Raw genomic sequence first — 20,773 nt, forward strand, 5'->3', positions numbered from 1 at the left:
GTTTCAGGGCCCGCCCACGCGCGAAAGAAAAGTGGCCCCTCGGCGGCATCGTCGAGGGGCCTCTTCGTCGTGAAAGTCGGGGTGAGCGGCGACTGATATTCCCTTGCCGCCCTGGGTTGCCGGAGCCGCGATCCGGGGCGGGGTGCTACCCAAGCTTGACGACGCGGTGGTCGATCTTCGTCCGGTCGTAGACGCCCAGCCCCAGGGCGCCGGCCCCGGCGATGTGCTGCGGCTGGCGGTAGTCGAACGCCTCGGTCCCCGTCGGGTTCTTGCCCCGCCTTCCGACCTCGGCGACCGGCGGCAACCCTTGAATCCCGCGCCTGGCGTCGACGACCTCCCAGCCGATCCGGTCCATCGCCACCGGATCGGTGGCGAAGAACAGCGTCTCGTGCTGCCAGACGTATTCCTTCCGCGAGCCGGGGCCCCCCTGGAACACGGCGTTCAGGCCGTCGAGCACCTGGAGCACGGCCTTCCGGCGGATCACCGGGTTCGACACGATCGCCGGGATGAACAGGTTGCAGGTGTTGGTGTCCGGCGTGCCGTGGCTACGCGACACGTTGTTGACCAGCCCGTGGCTCATGTTCTTCAGGGCCAGCGTCACGCCGCCGGAGCCGTGGTCCTTCAGCACGGGGATGCAGATCAGCTTGTCGACCCCCCGGGTCAGCACCTTCGCCAGGTGCGACCGCCGCGTGCGGTCGTCCTTCGGGTCGTGGACGCCGGGCCGGGCGTGGACGATCTCCATCGTGGAGAACTCGTCCGGGTCGTACCGCGCGATATCCACCTGGGCCTCGTCATAGCTGTCGACCGCCCAGTCCCAGCGGCAGCCGTCGGGGAGGTTGGCCTTGTAGCCCGCCTCGATGAACTGATCCTTGTAGCGGTCGAAGACAACCACGTCCTTGCGCGGGATCCCGGCCGACTCCAGCCCCTCGACGATGGCGTGGACCGTGGCGTGGTTGCTGATCGCGTGCGGCTGCCCGACGGGGTTGACCTTAATGCCGACGACTTCGCCCCTGGCGAAGAGCGACCGCCACGCCTCGACAGGGTCGTCGGCGCCCGTCAGCGAGGTGATCCCGCGAGAGACCATCCTCCGGACGGCCTCGGGGTCGGGCATGCCTCCCGGACAGGAACCCGGGTGCCGCACCTCGACCACGCGGCCGGGATGCGCGCCGGGCAGGCCGGGGCCGTCGCGGCGGCCGCTCCCCTCGGCGTCGTCACCGATCGCGGCGACCGACCCCAGGGCCGACAGGCTTCCCAGGGCGGCCGAGGCCTGGAGGAATCCACGGCGGTCGAAACGATGAGCGTTCGCGAGGCGGCAGCGGTGCATGGTCGTCCCCCGGTCGGCTCGAGTCTCGGGTCGGGCGTCGGTTGCGACCCGCTCATCCTAGCCGGTCGGCCGGACCGCGCCATCAGCCCGCGGGCGTGAAATCCGGCGCGATTCGCCGCCGGCCTGGGTCCTGCCCGGTGAATCGAGGAGTCGGAAGCGGCGGTGGATCATGGCCAGCTTCACCATGGTCACGAAGTTCGCCGCCAGCTTCTCATGCCGGGTGGCAGGGCGGCGACCCTCATTCGGCCGGAAGGGCGCGACGTTCAACGCGACATCCCCGCCGATTCGCCGCCACGAGGGCCCGACGAGCCGTGGTGCCCTAAACGCGAAGACGGCGACGACCGGCCTGATGCCGAGCGTCGCCGCCGTCTCGTCGGAGTTGATCCCTGACAACCCGAATGGGGTTACGCCAGGTAAAAATCAATCGGGGCGAGAGGATTTGAACCTCCGGCCTCACGGACCCGAAGCGTGAGCATCTGAGCGCCGAGAAGCTTCCCAGGTATCCGGCCGGCAAGACTTTACACGCATTCTCGCCCGTTGCATAGAGACGCGAAACAATTGCTCGAAACGCAAGGCATCGCGTTACTCCCGCCCCCTCTTCCGCTACCGCGCGATACCCCGTTGCGGGCTCGAAGACGCCTAGCGCTCGACCCTGGAACCGGCGACGCCTCCTTACCAACCGCGCGGGTTTACAGACACTCGTCCTACGAGAGCCGACGGATTTTGTCTCTATGCGTCCTGGTCGTGGGGCCAGATCGAGCGACCAAATGCGAAGCAATCTTGCGGCTTGCTTGCGTGGAGATGGTCGTCCACGCATTCGTACGAGGCCGGGTGCCGCCGTCTTGTCAATTCTTGGGAGTTGGCGACCATGCCTCGTCCCGCCTTCAAGATGGCCCGCCTTGGTTGCCGGTCGCCATGGAGGACTTGAGCCTGAGGGCCGCGCGGAAGCGGGGCATCGAGGCGACCGGAGAGGACCTCATGGCAATGGGGCAGGGGGCGCCGAGCGGGGTCGCCGCCGGGAGGAGATGCCGGCGGCCCGCGAGGCCGTCACGAAGGGACTGAAGCCGGCGATCCTGGCGGATCTGGAGCCGGTTTGGCGCGACCGGCTGGCTTAGGTCCAGATCCAATCGCGAGGCCCGATCGCCTTGAGCAAGTCCAGGAACCCCCAACCGGTCCTGGAGGGTCCGGACTTGGTGGAGCGGCTCAAGCGCGGCGACGACCGGGTGGCGCGGATCGACGCGATCGCCGGGGCAGGCGATCAGCAGATCGGGCGGGCTGTCGCCGCCCCGCTCGTCCTGGACCTCAAGGCGGCCGCGCCGCCACCCGAGTCGAGCCGCGGACGGATGGAAACGCCCGTATTCAAGGCCGCGACGGCCAAGGGGTCTTTATGCCTCGACCATATACCCCCAGGGGGTATATGGCCGAGGATGCACGAAGGTCGCTCCAGGGCGCCTGCGCTCCTGGTTGCTGCCGGGCGGACCCGTCTCGGTCGGGTCGCGCCGGGTCAATCCGGAAGACGCCTCGCGCACGGAGCGACCCCTAAGGCCCCCGGGAGCCCGCGGGCCGCTCCGCTCGTCGCTCGTCCTCCGTCGCCGCGCGGGCGACGTGGGTTCAACGGTCGCCGGACGCGCGGTCGCCCTCTTTCATCAGCTGGCGACACATCTGCTCGCACTCGCGGCAAGCCTTCAGGCACGCCTGCATGATCTCGGCCTGCTGGCCCTCGCAGGCCGCGGCGCAGTCGCGACACGCATCGGCGCACGCCGCGTAGGCGTACTTCGACATCCGGCTCGAGCGGGCCGTGAGCGCGGCCGCGAGCGTGCAGAACGCCTGGCAGTCCATCGTCGCCTCGTGGGCCTTGGCGTGATGGTCCTGATGCTCCCCGCCCTTCTTCAACTCACCGAGACAGTGGCGGGCCGCTTCGTTGCACACCTTGGCGCAGCGGCCGAGCATTGCGACGTGCTCGTCGTGCTCGTGGCCCTCGCGGTCGGCCCGGGCGGTACCTCCCGTGGCCGCGATCCCGAAGGCCCCGACACCCAAGACGCCCAGCAGTTCGCGACGATCCATGGCTCGTTCTCCTCTTGGTCCGACGTTTGTACTCGGCGACCCGGACATGCGGATCGCCACCGTTCACCCCCTCCGGGGGCGGCGGTGGACCAATTTGAGCCCGATCGCCTCTTTGAGTCGAGGAGATCTCTGCCCCACCGGCGACGATAATCGCAGCAAATCTTGCGCCGTGCGCGTCGCCATCAGCACCAGTCGAGTCGGCTCCTGGGGCGCGCCCACGGCTCGCCCGGAGCTCGAGATCGGCTGGTCCAGGCGCCACGCTGGAGCGGCTCCGTCACCGGACTCCATCCGCGTGCCCTGTCGGCTCGAGGTCGTCGCGGACGGCCGCCGGTTCATAATCCGCGACGACGACGGTGACGTCGTCCCGGGGCGATTCGGGCGAAATCACCTCTGCCCGACGCTCGAGGAGACGGTCCACGATCCGGGCGGGGGCCATGGCCTCGCCCGCCGCGAGGATCTCCCCGAGTTCCGCCGCCCCCCACATCCGGCCCGAGGAGTCCGCGACCTCGATCAGCCCATCGGAGAACACGAGCAGGCGCGAGCCGCGTTCCACCGGCGCCTGGGCGTCGATCGCGGGCATATCCTCGAAGATGCCGAGGAGCGGCATGGTGGGCTCCAGCTCGGAAGTCGAACCGGAGGCGTGCCGCAGCAGGGCCGGGGGGTGGCCCGCGTTCGCGTAGCGCAGCGTGCGCGAGCCTGGCTCGAACCAGGCGAGGAACGCGGTCGCGAAGCGTTCGTCCGGGAGGTCGACGCAGAGACGCTCGTTCAGGCGGGCGAGGACCTCGCCGGGCCCCGCGGCGTCGGCCGCCTCGCGCCAGACGATCGCCCGGACCATCGCGGTGTGGAGGGCCGCGGCCACGTTATGGCCCGACATGTCGACCAGCAGGACGCCCACGCGGCCCCCGGGGAGCGGTTGCACGTCGTACAGGTCCCCGCCGACGGGGCCGTCGGGCAGGCAGCGGCCCGCGACGACGAGGCAGCCGAGCCGGAGCTCCGCCGGCGGCAGGAGGTGTTCCTGGACGCGGCGGGCCGTCTCCATCTCGCGCCGCTCGGCGTCGGCCTGCTCGGCGAGCGCCCGCGACATGGCATTGAACCGCCGCGCCAGCGCGCCGAGCTCGTCCCCGTTGGGGGACTCGACCTGGGCGCCGAGCTTCCCCCGCTCGAGCTGGCCGACCGCGCGCGAGATGCGCCCGATCGGTCGGAGCACCGCGCGGCGGATGACGAAGTTGACCGCCCCCAGGAGCAGCGCGCCCGCGCCCAGGAACCAGCCCGCCTGGCGGCGCAGGGTCTCCCGCACGCGGCCCTCGACCGCGCGGGTCGACTCGGCGACGACGACTCGCTCCTCCCCGTCGGACGAAACCCGGACGAGGAACGTCTCTCCGTCTCGCACGTGCGAGTGGAATCCGTCCCCCGCGGCGGCGAATCGGGCCGGGTCGAGCGGCCGACGGGCGTGCTCGGACGCGGTCGCGACGACCCGGCCGCCCGCGCCGATGAGCGAGACCTGATGCTCGGGCGAGGCCGAGGGGTCCATCGCGTGGCAGAAGCCGTTGAGGAACTCCTCGAGCCGTGGCGACGGGCCGAACGTCCGGCCCGCCGCGTGGATGAATCGGGCTTCCTCGTCGAGCCTCGAGCGCAAGAGCGCCATGCCGGCCGCCTCCTGGCGTCGCCACTCCCAGCCCAACGAGCAGAGGAGCACGACGAGGAGGATCAGGTTGACGGGCAGCACGAATTTGTAGCGGAGCGTCATCGCCTACAATACCCTTCGGGCCAGGGACAACCCTCCGGCCCGGTCCGCCGCCCGTCGCACCCGGCTGTGCCGAGGTGGAGCCCGTTCGTGCGGGGCTCAATACGCAACGAGGGGCCCCATCAGGGGTTCGTCGGGGGACGGGCGGCGGGCCGGGGCGGAGGGCAACGAATCGAACCGCGTTCACGCCAAATGGGCGGGCATGGGATAGCCGCCCGAAGGGCCGGGCGGGGACCGTGCCTCGGCGACCTTCGGGTCTGGGCCTCGACGACGTCCCACCGCGAGCCGCAACGAGGCTCGGCGGGGCCCCGTCGGCGAGCGGGTCCATGGCGTCCCCTCTCGCGGCCCTCACGAGACGGCTGCCGTTCCGCCGCGCGGCGTCGCTTCGAGGCGCGGGCCGCCTCCCGAGGGCCCCACGCCGTGGAGCCTCCGCCACTGCCGCTTCTTGACCGCGAGGTAGAGGACCGGCAGGAACACGTCGACGACCTCGTCGGCGATCAGGAGCCCGCCCAGCAGCGGGGCCGCCATCGGCCGGATGACCTCGGAGCCGACGCCGGTCGACCAGAGCATCGGGGTGATCGAGAGGATGGTCGTCGCCTCGGTCAGGAGCTTCGGGCGGAGCCGGTGGATCGTCCCCTCGAGGATCGCCTCCTTGATCGCCTCCTCGGACCGCATCCCCTCCAGGCCCCCGCGCAGGTCGATCGCCTCGCGGATGTAGATGAGCATGACGATGCCGTTCTGCGTCGCCATGCCGAAGCAGGCGATGTAGCCCACCCAGACGGCGACCGAGAAGTTGAACCCGAAGAGCCACTGGAAGACGGCCCCGCCCGCGAGCGCGCCCAGGACGCTCGACATCATGAGCGCCGCGTCGATCCAACTCTTGTAGGTCAGGTAGAGGATGAGCACGATGACCGCGATGACGCCCGGGAAGATGAGCGAGAGGGTCTTGCGGGTCTGGACCTCGTTCTCGAACTGCCCGCTCCACTCCACGTACATCCCCGGCGGCAGCTTTATCTTCTCGGCCACGACGCGCCGGGCCTCCTCGACGAAGCCCACCTCGTCGCGGCCCGAGACCGTCACCGAGACGTAGGATCGCAGGAGCCCGTTCTCGCTCTTGATCATCGAGGGCCCCTCGACCACCTTGACCGTGGCGACCTCGGCGATCGGGACCTGGAGCGGCTCGGCCTCGGATGGTTGCGAGGCCGCTCCCCGCCCCCCCATCTCGCCCCCGTCTTCCATGCCGCCGGCGGCCGAGCCACGGCCCGTGACGAGCAGGCGCTTCAAGTCGTCCTCGTTCGAGCGGAAGTCGCGAGCGTAGCGGATGCGGACGGGGAAGCGCCTGCGGCCCTCGACGGTCGTCGTGATGGGGCTGCCGCCGATCGCCACGTCGACCACCTGCTGGATGTCGCCCACGTTGACCCCGTAGCGCGCCGCCTTCTCGCGGTCGATGTCGATCTCGATGTACCCCTTGCCCACGATCTGGTCGGGCACGATGCCGCTCGCCCCCGGGATGTTCCGCAGGACGGCCGCCAGCTCCTGGCTCACGCGCTGGATCTCGTGGAGGTCGCCCCCGAAGATCTTGGCGGCGACCGGGGTCCTCACGCCCGTCGCCAGCATCTCGATGCGGTTGATGATCGGTTGAGTGAAGATGTTCCCCCAGCCGGGGACCTGGAGCGCCGTGTCCATCTCCGAGACGAGCTCCTGCTTGCTCTTTTTCCAGAGGAAGAGCCGGTCTCCGAACGGCTTCTCGAGCGCGCTTGCGAGCCCCCGGAGCTCCTCGGGGGTCGCCTCTCGAGCCGTGAGCCCCTTCGCCTCGCCGCGGCCGACGAGTTCCTCGAGCGCCGTGGCGGTGGCCGCGGGGACGGCCGCGTCGAAGAGCTCCCAGTTGAGCGACCTCGTCCGCCCTTCGAGCTTCTCTCCATGCGTCGCGACGAGCCGCGCGGTGACGCGGGTAAATACCGTGTCCCGGCCCGTCCCGAGGAGGTCCGCGAACTGGTCCCGCGTCCGCTCCCAGAGGCTCGGCCTGAAGGACAAGAGATCCGGATCGTCGACCAGGGCGCCGATCCCCACGAGCCGCCGGGCGGCCTCCTGGACGAGCGGGGTCACGTCGTCGAGCCGGGGCTCGAAGGCGAGCCGCGGGCCGTACTCGGCAGAGAGCGTCCGGGCGAGCTCCTCCCGCTCGGCCGCCGTGGGCCGGCGGCGGACCAGCGCCGGATCGACCCGCGCGAGCAGGGACTCGACCGCCTCCGAGACGAGCGCCTCGCCGAGCTCGGGCTTGAATTCCCCCAGGCGACCGAGCGCCAGGCCCCGGAGCGCCTCGTCGATCTGGGTCGAGACGGCCATCGCCGTCTCGTTCAGGAGCGATTCTCGCTCCTCCCGGGTCGGGGGCGCCTTCATGACGCCCTGGCGTTCGAGCGCCGCGAGCGCCGCCCTGGCCTGGAAGAGCGCGTCGTCGTACTTCATGTGCCGCTTGGGCCATAGCTCCCTGTCGTGGAGGTTGATGATCGTCTCGATCATATCGAGCGGCGACGGGTCGGTCGGGGTCTCGGCGCGGCCCGCCTTGCCCACGACCTGCAGGACCTCGGGGAACGATCGGAGGACCGCGTTCCTGGCCTTCATGTCCTTCGTCGCTTGCGTCACCGAGATGCGCGGGACCGAGGTCGGCATGTCGAGGATCGAGCCCTCGTCGAGCGGCGGGACGAACTCGTGCCCCAGGCGGGTCGAGGCGAGATACCCCGTCCCGAGGATGCAGGCGAAGAGCCAGGAGACGAGCATCGGCCGATCCATGAGCCAGGAGAGCATCGGCTTGAAGATCGAGATCATCGTCCGGACGAGCCACGAGTCGTCCTCGCTCTTGATCCTCCCCCTGAGGAAGAGGGGCATGAGCGCCGGCACGAGCGTGATCGCCAGGACGCCCGAGGCCACCAATGCGAACGTCTTGGTCCACGCGAGGGGATGGAAGAGCTTGCCCGATCGGCCGCTCAGCGCGAAGACGGGCAGGAACGTCAGGATCGTGATGAGCACCGAGAAGAAGATCGGGCGGCCCACGGTCTGGCACGCGGGGATGATCGTGTCGAGCACGTCGCCGCGCACCGGCCGCTTGCCGAAGCGGTCGTAGAGGTGATGCGCCACATTGTCGGTCATCACCACCGCCTGGTCGGCCAGGATCCCGATCGAGATCGCGATCCCCGCCAGGCTCATGATGTTCGACGGGATGCCGAAGGCCTGCATCAGGAGGAAGCTCATGAGCACGGCGAGCGGCAGCGTGATCGAGATGACGAACGCCCCCCCCAGATGCCCCATGATGAGGACGATCAACGCCGTCGCGATGATGATCTCTTCCTTGACCGTGCTGGAGACGGTCTCCATGGCCTTCCGGATGAGGGGGGTTCGGTCGTAGAACGGCACGATCCGCACGCCCTCGGGCAGGCCCGCCGAGAGGCTCGAGATCTTCTCCTTGACCTTCCGCGTGACCTCCAGCGGGTTCTCGCCGACCCGCATGAGGACCACGCCGCCGACGACCTCCTTGCCGTCCTTCTCGAGCACGCTCCGCTTGAAGCCCGGCCCCATCTGGACCGTGGCCACCGTCTTCACGTAGATGGGCACCCCGCCGCGGTCGGCGACCACGGTGTTCTCGATGTCCTCGACGCCCTTGATCCAGCCGGCCGATCGGATGAGGTACTCGGCGTTCCCCTTGTGGATAACGCGCCCGCCGACCGCCGAGTTCGAACGCGAGACGGCGCTGTAGATCTCGCCCAGCGTGACCCGGTACGCCCGGAGCCTGTTCGGGTCGATGTCGATCTGATATTCGCGCGGGGCGCCCCCGACCGAGGCGACCTCGGCGACGCCGGGGACGGAATTGAGCTGGTAGCGGACGTACCAGTCCTGGATGGCCCGCAGCTCGCCCAGGTCCATCCCCTCGCCCTCGACCGTGTACCAGAAGATCTGGCCGACGGCCGTCGCGTCGGGGGCCAGGTACGGCGTCACCCCCTCGGGCATCTCGGGCGTGATCGTGGCGAGCCGCTCGAGGACCCTTTGCCTCGCGAAGTAATAGTCGATGCTCTCCTCGAAGATGATGTTCACCATCGAGAAGTTGAACTCGGAGGACGAACGGATCACCTTCACCCCGGCGAGGCCCTGAAGTCTCGACGAGAGCCGGTAAGTGACCTGGTCCTCGATCTCCTGGGGACTCCTGCCCATCCAGTCGGCGAAGACGATGACCTGATTCTCGGACTGGTCGGGGATCGCGTCCACCGGCATGGTCATCATGGCGCGAAAACTGACGACGCCCACGAAGAGCGAGGCCAGGATGACGAGGAAGCGGTTGCGGATCGACCACTCGACGATCGATTCGATCACGGGAGGGCCTCCTCATTCATGCCGGTGGTCGGCGTCTGGGTGGGGAACCGCTCTCGACGAGGCCACGGGGCTGGGACGGTCGGCCTCGTGCGGCGCGGTCGGCTCCGCCGCCGGCTCCGGGCCGGACGACGCCTTGAGCCGCGTCTCGGCGTCGAGCAGGAACGACCCGGCCGCGGCGACCTTGTCGCCCGGCGCAAGGCCCTCGAGCACGGGGTAGAGGTCCCCGGAAGAGGGGCCGAGCACGACCTCTCTCCCTTCGTAGACCCCCGGTTCGGCCTCGATGAAGACGACCTGCCTCGTCCCGGTGTCGATCACCGCCGACTCGGGGACCGTGAGCACGCCGTCCTTGGGCGCGGGGGCGAGTTTCGAGAGGTACTTGGTCGGGTCCCCTTCGAGCTTGGCTTCGCACCCCGCGCAGCAAATCCAGAGCCCCTTGCCCGCGACCTTCACGGGGAGCGGGTCGCCCATCGAGCCGAGCTTGGCGTTGGTCACCAGGCACCGCTCCTGCTGCTCGACCGTGAGCGACGCGAGCCGGCCCAGGTCGCCCTGGGATCGCCCGGCGGCCAGCCGCGCGCGGAACGCCGGCATGTCGGCGACGGGCGTCTTGAGCGTCACGGTCGCGTACATACCCGGCCGGAGCCGGCCGTCGGGGTTGTCGAGGTCGTAGCGGACGTCGAGCGTACGAGTGGTGGGATCGAGGGCCGGGGCCTTGAACGCCACCGTGCCCTTGAAGACCTCGCCCGGGTATGCCCTGACGGTCGCCTCGACGGCCTGCCCGACCTGGACGAGCCCCAGCCGATCCTCGTAGACCTTCGCCAGGATCCAGACGCGTGAGAGGTCGGCCACCTCGAACATCGACTCGCCCTCGGCCACGTACTGGCCCTCGACGACGTTCTTCCGCACCACCACGCCCGAGATGGGCGAGAGGATCGGCACCCGGTACTCGGCCTTCCCCTTGGCCAGGATCTCGTCGACCTGCTCGGAGGTGATCCCCCAACGGGCGAGCTTCTCGCGGGCGAGGCCGACGAGGTCGCCGCCGTTCAGGAGTTGGCGCGCCGCGGGGGTCTGGAGGCGGGAGCGCTCCTGGGCCGACTGCTGTGCGATCAGGAGTTCGCGGATCGTCTGGTAGAGCTCGGGGCTGTACAGTTCCGCGAGGGGCTCGCCGGCCTCGACCCTGGTGCCGGTGAAGTTCACGAAGAGCTGCTCGACCCGCGCCATCCCTCGCGTCTTGGATGAGATCCGAGCCAGCCTCCGCTCGTCGAACGCGACCGAGCCGACGGTCGTCACCGTCTCGGTGAGCGGCCGGTAGTCCACCGCCACCGTCTCGATCCCCGCCTGCGCGATCCGCTCGCTCGAGAGCGTGAGCCTCGAAGTCACCCCCTCCGGGAGCGATTCCTTCTCGCCCTTCTTGCGCTTCGAGAGCGGCATGCCGCAGATGGGACAGCTCCCGGGCTCGCCCTGCACCACCGTCGGGTGCATCGGGCAGAAAAACTCGAACTCGCTCGCGGCGACATGGACCGCGCCCGGCGGGCGAGTCCACTTCTCGTAGTAGTTCCAGAGCGTGTCCCAGTATGCGAACACGGCCCCGGTCGCGGCCATGAGCGCGATGAATCGCAGGCGCAGCTCGATGACCTTCACGACCAGCCGGATCTTCTGTCGCCGCGTCAGGGGTTCTCCAGGCGCACGGTCGCTCGCCAGCCCCACGGGGCTTCTCGCTTCGTCGGTGGACATAACGGACACTCCTCGCGCCGCATGGCTCGGCAAGCCAGACGGCGCGTCACAGGCGCTCACTCAAGAACCGTCGCACGCGGGGTGATGACGGATGGGGCGAGGTGCGTGGCCGGCGTCTGGGCGTAAAGACGCCCGACGCGACGGAGCAGCCGCCCACAAGTCAGGCCCCGAGATGGGCCCGGCGCAAGGAGTGCCTCAGATGAGGAGTCGCGAGACGCGCAAGTAGAGAGGTGTGCGCTGCGGAGGGAAATGCAGATCGAACCAGGGCGATGGAGGCACGAGCCGTGCGTCCATGGAGGCGAGCGAGACGAGTTCCGCCCGGCCTTTATCGCCACGGTTCGTGCGATTCTCGGATTCGCGCTTGGAGGTAGGCGCGGCCGGGGCTTCCGCACGGCATTCGCAGTTTCTCGCCGGGACGGTGACGTTCGGCGCGAATCGTCCGTCGAGGGTCTCTTCGTGAGAAGCCTGCGAGTCGTTCGACCGCGCGGGACCGGCGTCGCAGCAGCCGGCGCAACCCATCGTCGGGCCGCCAGTGCAGCATGCCTTCTTCTGTGCGACCGGGTTTGTTCCGCAGGCCTGGGCCGTCCCCTGCCCAAGGAACGCGACGCCCACGACCGCCATGACGGCGATCACGGGCAACCGGAACTTGGGAATGCTGGAGGACATGTGAAATCGAACCCTGGCCTGGTGTGATAGGGCGGAATAGCCCGCCTGATACAATTATACCCCACCGCCCCTTGACATCAAGCCGAGCTTTCGCCGCCGCTTCAAGAGGCTTGGTTTATTACGCTCCGGGCAACCAATTTGTTCGCCTTCCAGGTGTGGGTGCGGTTGGCGGGCTGCTTTTTGCAGGAGCCGCGCATCCCGCACGACCGATCTAACGCCCGGGCTCATTAGGAAACGGCTCCGCCGGGGGCGTCATCGGTGCGCGCCCCGCTCGGAGGAGCCTCCAGCTCACGAGGCCCAGGATGTCACGACGACGGACCGCGTTCCTCCCCGCCGCCTTGCTGCTCGCCGCCGCGGGCTGCGCGCAAACGACCCCCGTCGCGACGTCCCGGCTCCTTCACTGGCCGACGGCCAGGGACGGGGCGGTCGTGGCGGCGTCTCACCACGAACCTGGGATACCGCCGGGCGGGCCGAACATGGCCATGGCCGTCGAGCCCGAGGTGGGCGCGTCGCCTTTCTCCGGGCCCCAGCCCGTCGAGGCGTTCATCCACCGCGCCCTGGCCGAGAACCGGACGGTCCGTGCCGCCCAGTTCAACGTGATGGCGATGGAGTCGAGGATCCCGCAGGTCACCTCGCTCGAGGATCCGATCGTCTCGAATTCCATCTTCCCCATCCCCTCGGTTGCGCCGCAGTACTCGCTCATGGGCTACATGCCCTACGACGTCATGATCGCCCAGCAGTTCCCCTGGTGCGGCACGCTCCGGGTCCGCGGGCAGGCCGCCGAGCAGGAGGTCAAGATCGCGCTCATGGAGCTGGCCGCCGCACAGCTCGACACGATCTCGGCCGTGAAGCGCGCCTACTACGACCTGGCGTTCAACCAAAAGGCCGAGGCGCTCCTGCTGGAGAACAGGGACCTCACCGAGGACTTCCTCCTGCTCGCCCGCGAGCGGGCCAGGACCGCGACGGCCAGCCAAATCGACGTGCTCCAGGCGGAGACGGCCCGGAGCGACATCGACCGGGAACTCTCGGCCGTGCGCGGGGCCCTGGCGACGGCCAGGGCGACGCTCGCCCGAGAGCTCCACGTGAGCCCCGAGTCCGACCTCGCGGCCCTGCTCACCGAGGGCGCGGTCCAGGTGCCGGAGCAGATCGAGCGGCTCTACCAGCTCGCGGCCGCGAGCCGCCCCGACCTCAGGGCGAGGCTGGCCGCGATCGCTCGCGACCAAAGGGCGATCGAGCTCGCTAGGAAGCGTTACTATCCGAACGTGACGCTCGGCTTCGCCTACCAGATCATGGAACGCACCAACGCCGAGTCGCCGATGGCGGGCGGGATGCCCAACGTCGGCATGTTCGTCGGCTTCAACCTCCCGATCTACCGGAAGAAGCTCGCCGCGGGCGTCCAGGAGGCCCAGGCGCGGGCTGCCGCCGACGCCCGGCTGTACGAGGCCGAGCGCGACCAGGCCCATCGGGACATCAAGGAGCTCTTCTCCCAGGCGAAGGTGCTGCAAGAAGTGCTCGGGATCCTCAACACGACCAACCTGCCGAACGCCGAGCAGATCCTGAAGCTCACGGGCAGCGAATTCACGGCCGGCAACGTCGACGCGCTCGCCCTCATCACCGCCCAGCGCAACCTCCTCCAGGTCAGGCTTGAGGTGGCCCAGGTTGAAAGCGACCTGGCCAAGAGCATCGCCGCACTCGAGCGGGCCGTGGGGACCGCCCTGAGCGAGCATCCGCCGGCGGACCTCTCGGCGACTCCGCTCGAGATCCCCGAGCCGGTCCCCCCGACCCAGCCGGGTCCATTCAGCCGCGGCGTCGAGGCGGACGAAACGGCCCCCCGCGGCGTCGATGAGCCGGAACCCCTGCCGGACGCCCCGAGACCCGAGGCGAATCGGCCGTGAGGCAAGGCGATCACTGCATCCCCATGCCCGCGCCGGCCGGTCCGGAGCTCGAGGGTTGCCGGAACGGGTAGCTCCCGACGGGCGGGCGCGTCGGCCGCCCCATCCCCCCCGACGGCTCGCGACGGAGGAGCGAGCCCCCGATGCCCCTTGCCATTCCGCCGGCGCGGATCGGCGTGAGCGGCGTGAGCGTCGAACGGAGCGAGCCGAGTCCCGAAGCCATGCCGGGGTCCACGGGCCCCGCCATGCTCCGCGCGCTCGGAGGCGCGGAGGGCCGGCCGAGCGGCCGGGATGAGGAACCCTGGACTCCGAGCCCGCCCCCCGGGCCCGGGGTGTAGGGCAGGAAACCCGCGCCTCCCCCGGCATACGGCACGTAGACGGTCCCTCCGCTCGAGTAGAGGTCTTGGGCCTTCGCCCCGGGGGCGCATGCGAGGGAGCTTACGACGATCGCGAAACCCACAAGAGTCTTGGAGCACCGAAGCCGCATGATTCGCCTCCCGCAATTTAACCGTCGACGTGGCGCGTCCCCCTGTAATCCTACCCTACGCGGCGACGTGAGCCTGGGCCGCCTTCGACTCGATGCCGTCCGGTCGCGTCGGATTCCCCCGAAGTCGGCCTCGCACGCCCGGCCGATCACCGCCTCGACGGCCGCCCGCGACGTCGGCTGATCGTCCTTCACGGCCAGCAGACAGCGCCCTTTCTGCCCCCGGATGATCCGGGCGTTCTCGGCCTGGCACCCGGCCGCGTCGATCGTCACCAACGCGTCGGCCAGGTCCAGGGCGCGGAGCAGCTCGGCGATCGCGGCGACCTCGTCGGAGCCGTCGGCGACGCTCACGGCACCGAGGACCAGGCGGTTTTCCGCGGCCCAGGCCGCGACCACGCGCAGGCGACCCGTGGATGCATTCCGCTTGGCCGTGCCGACTTGCCGTCGATGGCGATCGGGACCAGCCCGGTCGCCTCGCATGCCGCCGCCATCCCCCTCCCAGACGCCTGGGCGGACGCCCCCGGGGGCCAGCTTGGCGCATTCGCGCTCGACGGTCGTCGACGGCGTGACGGCTCTGGGGTTCGGCGGCGGCGAGGCGACCAGCCCCAGCCCTGTCGACCGCGGCCGAAAGGGGACGAAGCGCATCTTGATGGTCGACCGCCGGGGCGTGCTGCTGCCCGTCCGGACGGCCCGAGCGATCGCCTCCGATCATCGGCAGATCATCCCCCTGGTCCTCGGAATATCCCAAGATCGGCGACAGGCCGGGCCGGCCCGATGAACTCCCCGACGATCTGTTCGCCGACCGGGGCTAAGACTCGGAGACGACCCGCGAGTTGCTGCGTCGGCCGGGGATCGAACCCCACATCGCCAGGCGTAAGACGCCGCACGGCAGCGGCCTGGGGAAGGTCCGCTGGGTGGTCGAGCGGACCATCGGCTGGCTGACGGATGCGAGGCCGCTACGACCGCCTGTTGGTCATCCAAGCGGGCTGGACCGTCCTCGCCGCAAGCGTCATCTGTTACTGACTCTTGCAGGATGAGTGGCCTGACGCTGTCGTCCAAAGAATGGGCGAAGTCAACCTCTTCGCCGCCGCTGACATCAAATGGAAGGTCGGCCCACCGTCCTTGCCGAAGGGTGCCTTGATCGCCGTGTTGGGGGGCGGTCTCGGCAAAGAAGGCCCGTCCGTGTTCCGGGTCAAGGTGCCCGACGGCTGCCGAAATCTGCCCCACATCCATCCCGAGACCGAGCGGGTCGCGGTCATCTAGGTCACCTTCAACATCGGCCTGGTCGCCAAGTCCGACGAGAAGGCGGGCCGGGCGATGCCCGCCGGTACTTTCGGCCATTGGCCCGCCGGGATTAAACACTTCGTCTGGGTCAAGGGGGAGACCGTCGTCCAGCTTCACGGCATGGGTCCGTGGTCCATCGAGTTCGCGAACCCCGACAACGACCCCCCGGCGGTCTTCCCGCTAATCCTCACCGACGCCGTTCAGGAGATGGGACGCTCCAGAAGAAGCCCGAAGTGGTATGAGCAGCAGGCGAGGGCCTCGGAGCGGATGAAGCTCAACCCGGCCTGCTGCCCCCAGCTTCGGCATTGCTCGGGGTGGGGGCGTATGTCCAGGGACGGACCTCGGGGAGTCTCGATGTCGGACCTCCAGTGGATGACGCCAGCCTTCCCGCCGGGGGCGAGTACCCGGAAAACTTCCCGCAGGAGGCCAACGGGGTCTTCGACGTGGAGGATGTTGAAGAGCATGGCGTAATCGACGCTCGCATCCGGTCGCCCGCAGCCATCCTTGATGAAGTCCCTCCGCTCCACGACGATGTTCGTGAGGCCATGGTCCCGAGCTTTCTTCTCGGTCGTCGCCACCATCTCCGGGTCGATGTCGAGGGCGAAGACCTGCCCTTGAACGAGCCGCGCGGCGGGGAGGGTAAAGAGCCCATAGCCGCATCCGAACTCGACCAGCCCCCGGCTCGACCCCGCACAGTCGAACCTTTCGAGGATGCAGCCGGGGTTGAAGAACGTGTTCCAGTACGTCTCGTCCGGCATGCCGCTCTCACGTACCTTCATCGGCCCCTCTCCCTTCCCGTGAACGCCGTCCAGCCCTCGCCCGACCACCGTGAATTTTAAAGAGATGACATCCTCTTGGAACCGGGGGGCGGAGGCTGGGGATTGCCAACTTACGGCGACGGAAAATTGACAAAATGTGTCTATAGTTACAAATGGACAACTCGGACCCGTGCGGATCAGCTCGGCTTGTGCAGTTTCTGAGCCCGCCTCGGGCGGTACGATGAGGGGTTGAACAACCTTCTCGATCCCACCGGCCGAGGACGGACTCGTGGCCATCCTGCCCGAGACTCCCCGCGGGCTTTGGGACGATTTCGCCCCGATCTTCACGCGGCCGACTTTCCGCCGATTCCTGACCTTGCTCGGGTCGGCGATCCTGACCGTCGGCCGCCGCACGGTCGCCGACCTGCCGCGGACGGCAGGGTCGCTGGCCGCCGGGGCTTCTTCCAGCTACCGACGCGTCTTCTCGAAAGCCCGGTGGTCGCCGCTCCGCCTGGCCTGCGCCCTGGCCTGGCGTGTCGTCGCCCTCCTCCCGGCCGACGCCGAGATCGTCCTGGCCGGTGACGACACCGTCTTTCCCCAGCCGGGGCGGCGCGTCTCCGGCGAGGCCCGGCATCGCGACCCGGTCCGCTCGTCGCACGCCTTCACCGCCTGGCGCTCCGGTCACAATTGGGTCGTGCTCGCGATCCTGGCGCGCTTCCCGTTTGCCGCGAGGCCCTGGGCTTTGCACGTGCTCGTCGCCCTGTCTCGCGACCCGGCCGACGACCGTCGCGCGAAGCGCCGCCATCGCACGCCGGTCCAGCAGGCGATCGGCTGCCGCGGTTGATGCTCCACTCGTCCTCCGGCCGTCGGTTCGTCTTCGTCGGCGATTCGGCCTGTGGGACGCACGAACCGGTCCGGTTCGCGGATCGCCGCCGCGGGCGGCTGACGCTGGTGAGCAAGCTCCTTCACAAGGCCAACGTCTTCGAGTCCCCGCCGCCCTACGGCGGCCTGGGTCGCCCGCGCGTCGAGGGGGCGAGGCTGCCAAAGCCTGGCCGGGTAGGACGGTCGCTACCTTCTCCGACGCCCTGGCGGCCGTCCGACGCTGGATTTGTGTTGGAAGGGTTTTTGCACACGCCCCGATGGCCCGTCCATCCAGAAACTCCCGCCCCCCATCCGCGAGTTACTCTTCGCCGCGCTTGCGCCGGCAGCGTAAAGGTTGTCAACGCTGTTCAAAGAGAGCTAAAACACATGTAATTGAATCAAATTGTGTAAATTTAACGCCGGGCCCACGTGGGACACCACCATCGACAAGGACGGGGACATGCGTGGGCGCGACGCCGACCGCCACTCCTGGAAGCACGATGAAGGGTCGGGCTTCTGCCAGAACTTCGGCACGGGCAAGGCGTGCGTCGGGAAAGATGCGGCGAGGACCTGTTTCTAGGGGGCTCGAACGAGGGCGGGCCGAGGAACGTGGTCGTCTCAGCAACTCGCTCAGCCGTCACGACTCATGGTAGGCGAGCAGCCGCAGCGCGTTGCCGAGCACCACGAGCGTGCTACCCTCGTGGGCGAAGACGGCCGGGCCGATTCCGATGTAGCCCGTGGTGGTGGCAAGGACGAGGAGGGCTATCACGCCAAGCGAGATGTAGAGGTTTTGGCGGATCACGCCCCTCGCGGCCCTACTCAATCCCACCGCAAACGGCAGCTTTTCGAGGTCGTCACCCATCAAGGCAACGTCCGCAGTCTCGAGCGCCACCGCGGTTCCTGCTCTGCCCATCGCGATGCCGACGGTAGCGTACGCTAGCGCGGGAGCATCGTTTACGCCATCGCCCACCATGGCGACCAGGCCGTGCGCTGCGAGCATCTCTTGTATCGCCGTGAGCTTGTCCTCAGGGAGCAGGTCCGCCCTGACCTCATCGAGACCTACTTCTTTCGCGATCGCTTCTCCGACGCCGCGGTTGTCGCCGGTGAGCATGACGAGCGGGCCTATTCCCTTGCCACGGAGCCTTTGTAGGACCCCCCTAACGCCCCCCCGTGGGCGGTCGGCGACTCCGATGACTCCGAGCCACCTCCCGGCGTGCCGGACCGCCATGGTGCTCCGACCCGCCGCCTGAAGCTCGTCGACTTTCTCACGGATTTCGCTCGGGACCTCGCCCGCTTCCCACAAGCGAAGCGTCCCGATTTCGACCCGTGCGCCATCAACCGCCGAGCGTACGCCCCGCGCGGTCACGCTCTCTAGGTCGCCGGCCTCGGGTAGCTCAAGTCTGCCCGCTTCGGCACACCGCACGACGGCCTGGGCGAGCGGATGCTCGCTCCTCTTCTCGACGCTCGCCGCGATCCGAAGAAGCTCATTTTCCGCAACTCCGGCAGCGGGGGCGAGGTCGGTGACCTCGGGCCTCCCCTCGGTGAGGGTGCCCGTCTTGTCGAACGCGATGGCCCTCAGCGATCCGAGGTTCTCGAGATGCGCCCCGCCCTTTATCAAGACGCCCTTGCGTGCGGCTTGTGCGATCGCCGCGAGCACTGCGGCGGGCGTGCCGAGCGCGAGGGCGCAGGGGGATGCCGCGACTAGGAGCGCCATCCCTCGATAGAAACTCGTGTGCCAGTCCCAGAGTCCGAGCCACGGAGGAACCACGATGAGGAGGAGATCGCTCACGAGAACCGTCGGGACGAAAACCGATTCAAAGCGCTCCGTGAACTGCTGGGTCGGGGCCTTCTGCGTCTGCGCCTCGGAGACGAGCTTGATGACGCGGTCGAGCGTCCTGTCGCCGGCCGCGCGCGTGGTCTCGATCTCGAGCGCCCCTTGTCCGTTGATGGTCCCTGCAAAGACTTCGGCCCCGGGCTCCTTCTCGACCGGCACCGACTCGCCCGTGATCGGCGCCTGGTCGACGGCCGACCGGCCGGAGTGAATCGTGCCATCGACTGGGATCCGCTCGGCGGGACGTACAACTATGATGTCTCCGGCTTTCACCTCTCCAACAGGAATTTCCGCCTCGATACCGTCATGCAGCACGCGTGCGAGGGGAGGAGCGAGGTCAGCGAGCGCGCGAATGGCACCCCTCGCCCTGTCGAGGGCAAAATGTTCTAGCGCGTGTGCGAACGAGAAGAGGAAGAGGAGGAATGCCCCTTCGGCCCACTCGCCGAGGGCGGCGGCTCCGAGGGCGGCGAGCAGCATGAGAAGGTCGATGTCGAGGTGGACGCGGCCTTTTCTGAGCGACTTCACCGTATGGCCGAGGAGATCAAGGCCCCCAAAGCCATAGGAGGCGACATAGAGGGCGAGTGCCGCCGAGTGGGGGAGGCCCAGCCCTCGTTCGCCCGCCCAGGCTGTGCCGAGCAGGATGCCCGCGATTAGGCTCCAAACGAGTTCTTTGTGCCGCGCGTACCAGCCATCGTTCAGTCGTGCTGGAGCGGGACTTGCACCGGGTCGAACGACCTGGTCGAGTGCGACGATGATTTTATCCCGAGAGACCTTCGCACGATCGAACTCGACCCGCGCGACTTGAGCGGGCAGACTCACCGAGGCGCTTAGAACCCCATCCAGGCGGCGGAGGTCGGCCTCGACTCTGCGTGCTGCATCTTCCCCTGCTACGAGGTGAATGGGGAGGAGGACGTGCCCCACCCGCTCGGTCACGTCGGCACCTGCAGTCCTCGCGAGTCGCTCGACCTGCGCGAGCGCAACGACGTCCGGGTCGTAGTGGAGGCAGAGGACCGGTTTCCCTGCTTCGTTCATTCTGACATGAGCTTGGCCGACCCCCGGGCACCCTCGTAGGAGAACCTCGAGGCGCTTGACGCACGCGTCGTGTTCGTCGGGGACGTCGGGAAGGAGGATGGGCAGGTCGATGGTCGTGGTCTTCATGCGGCGATCCAGTCTCGAAGAGATACCACCTCGATCGGCACTCGACCATCACGATACGGATGCTCAATTCCGTGGGCTACGAAGGTCAGAACCGCTGTGCCAGCGGCGTCACGTATCGGAACAGTCGAAAAGGAGGGAATCCGGCTCTCGGTTTGGCCGGACTTCCGCAACTCCGGCGTCGGCGAAATCGCTTTGGCCGACGACCATGGACGGACGATCATAATGCAGCACCGACCTGTGAAACCGAGCCCCTTACATAGGCGATGCCGGCGGATCGACCGCCACGGTCAAAGCAGAATCGCTCTTATGCTCCTGGTATTGGTCGGGATTTCGGGATGCGGAGGCCATCGAGCGAGGCGCGTGAGAACCGAGACGCGTTCGGGCCCCTCCTGATCGCCGCTTCGTTAAAGGACACAAAAGGGCTCGAGAACGATGCCGGGTGGATCGACGAGAGGCGTTTCGTCGGGAATGTCTCGGCCGCCCGGCACGTGGCGCTGAAAGCGATCGTCGAGAAGTCGGCATCGGGTTACTGGGGGAGTGCCGATCGCCTTAGCTACGAATTCCGCGAGACGCGGCCATTCTTTAAGTGACGATGCGGAGGGCGCGACACTCGACGC

At 68.5% G+C, this 20,773-nt stretch carries 13 protein-coding genes; 5 read left to right on the forward strand and 8 right to left on the reverse strand.

Going from position 1 to position 20,773, the window contains the following annotated elements; translation table 11 throughout:
* Positions 1-145 precede the first annotated feature (145 nt).
* The 6 genes from WG209_RS10935 to WG209_RS10960 all read right to left on the reverse strand — a co-directional run bounded on the left by WG209_RS10935 (position 146) and on the right by WG209_RS10960 (position 11,888).
* Positions 146-1,324: a DUF362 domain-containing protein gene (locus WG209_RS10935; protein WP_337175075.1), complete on the reverse strand. Its 1,179-nt coding sequence runs from the start codon at positions 1,322-1,324 to the stop codon at positions 146-148.
* A 1,611-nt stretch (positions 1,325-2,935) separates the two neighbouring features.
* Positions 2,936-3,388 (reverse strand): four-helix bundle copper-binding protein, encoded by a 453-nt coding sequence (locus WG209_RS10940; protein ID WP_337175076.1) that lies wholly within the window; start codon positions 3,386-3,388, stop codon positions 2,936-2,938.
* Positions 3,389-3,662: 274 nt separating this feature from the next.
* On the reverse strand, positions 3,663-5,135 hold the full coding sequence (locus tag WG209_RS10945; protein ID WP_337175077.1) for a SpoIIE family protein phosphatase: 1,473 nt from the start codon (positions 5,133-5,135) through the stop codon (positions 3,663-3,665).
* A 345-nt stretch (positions 5,136-5,480) separates the two neighbouring features.
* Entirely contained in the window at positions 5,481-9,491 is a 4,011-nt protein-coding gene (locus WG209_RS10950; protein WP_337175078.1) for an efflux RND transporter permease subunit, read from the reverse strand.
* 12 nt (positions 9,492-9,503) lie between these two features.
* The gene (locus WG209_RS10955) at positions 9,504-11,222 is read right to left on the reverse strand and encodes an efflux RND transporter periplasmic adaptor subunit (protein ID WP_337175079.1); all 1,719 of its coding nucleotides are present in this window, start codon (positions 11,220-11,222) and stop codon (positions 9,504-9,506) included.
* A 195-nt stretch (positions 11,223-11,417) separates the two neighbouring features.
* Positions 11,418-11,888, reverse strand: coding sequence for a hypothetical protein (locus WG209_RS10960; protein WP_337175080.1), 471 nt, complete (start codon positions 11,886-11,888; stop codon positions 11,418-11,420).
* 302 nt (positions 11,889-12,190) lie between these two features.
* Here WG209_RS10960 and WG209_RS10965 point away from each other — a divergent pair, with 302 nt between their 5' ends.
* The 3 genes from WG209_RS10965 to WG209_RS10975 all read left to right on the forward strand — a co-directional run bounded on the left by WG209_RS10965 (position 12,191) and on the right by WG209_RS10975 (position 15,527).
* Positions 12,191-13,783 carry a TolC family protein gene (locus tag WG209_RS10965; RefSeq protein ID WP_337175081.1) on the forward strand — a complete coding sequence of 531 codons (1,593 nt, stop codon included), beginning with the start codon at positions 12,191-12,193 and terminating at the stop codon, positions 13,781-13,783.
* Between the two features lie 1,013 nt (positions 13,784-14,796).
* Positions 14,797-15,042 carry a hypothetical protein gene (locus WG209_RS10970; protein WP_337175082.1) on the forward strand — a complete coding sequence of 82 codons (246 nt, stop codon included), beginning with the start codon at positions 14,797-14,799 and terminating at the stop codon, positions 15,040-15,042.
* 284 nt (positions 15,043-15,326) lie between these two features.
* Entirely contained in the window at positions 15,327-15,527 is a 201-nt protein-coding gene (locus WG209_RS10975) for a hypothetical protein (RefSeq protein WP_337175083.1), read from the forward strand.
* Between the two features lie 221 nt (positions 15,528-15,748).
* Here the strand turns inward: WG209_RS10975 and WG209_RS10980 are convergent, their stop codons facing one another.
* Positions 15,749-16,327: a class I SAM-dependent methyltransferase gene (locus tag WG209_RS10980; RefSeq protein WP_337175084.1), complete on the reverse strand. Its 579-nt coding sequence runs from the start codon at positions 16,325-16,327 to the stop codon at positions 15,749-15,751.
* Positions 16,328-16,595: 268 nt separating this feature from the next.
* Here WG209_RS10980 and WG209_RS10985 point away from each other — a divergent pair, with 268 nt between their 5' ends.
* The gene (locus WG209_RS10985; RefSeq protein ID WP_337175085.1) at positions 16,596-17,150 is read left to right on the forward strand and encodes a transposase; all 555 of its coding nucleotides are present in this window, start codon (positions 16,596-16,598) and stop codon (positions 17,148-17,150) included.
* Positions 17,151-17,804: 654 nt separating this feature from the next.
* On the opposite strand, the gene WG209_RS10990 is transcribed toward WG209_RS10985, so the two are convergent.
* On the reverse strand, positions 17,805-20,156 hold the full coding sequence (locus WG209_RS10990; protein ID WP_337175086.1) for a heavy metal translocating P-type ATPase: 2,352 nt from the start codon (positions 20,154-20,156) through the stop codon (positions 17,805-17,807).
* A gap of 335 nt (positions 20,157-20,491) precedes the next feature.
* On the opposite strand from WG209_RS10990, the gene WG209_RS10995 reads away from it, so the two are divergent.
* Positions 20,492-20,746 carry a hypothetical protein gene (locus WG209_RS10995; RefSeq protein ID WP_337175087.1) on the forward strand — a complete coding sequence of 85 codons (255 nt, stop codon included), beginning with the start codon at positions 20,492-20,494 and terminating at the stop codon, positions 20,744-20,746.
* Positions 20,747-20,773 lie beyond the last annotated feature (27 nt).

Source organism: Paludisphaera sp., assembly GCF_037189885.1.
GTDB lineage: Bacteria > Planctomycetota > Planctomycetia > Isosphaerales > Isosphaeraceae > Paludisphaera.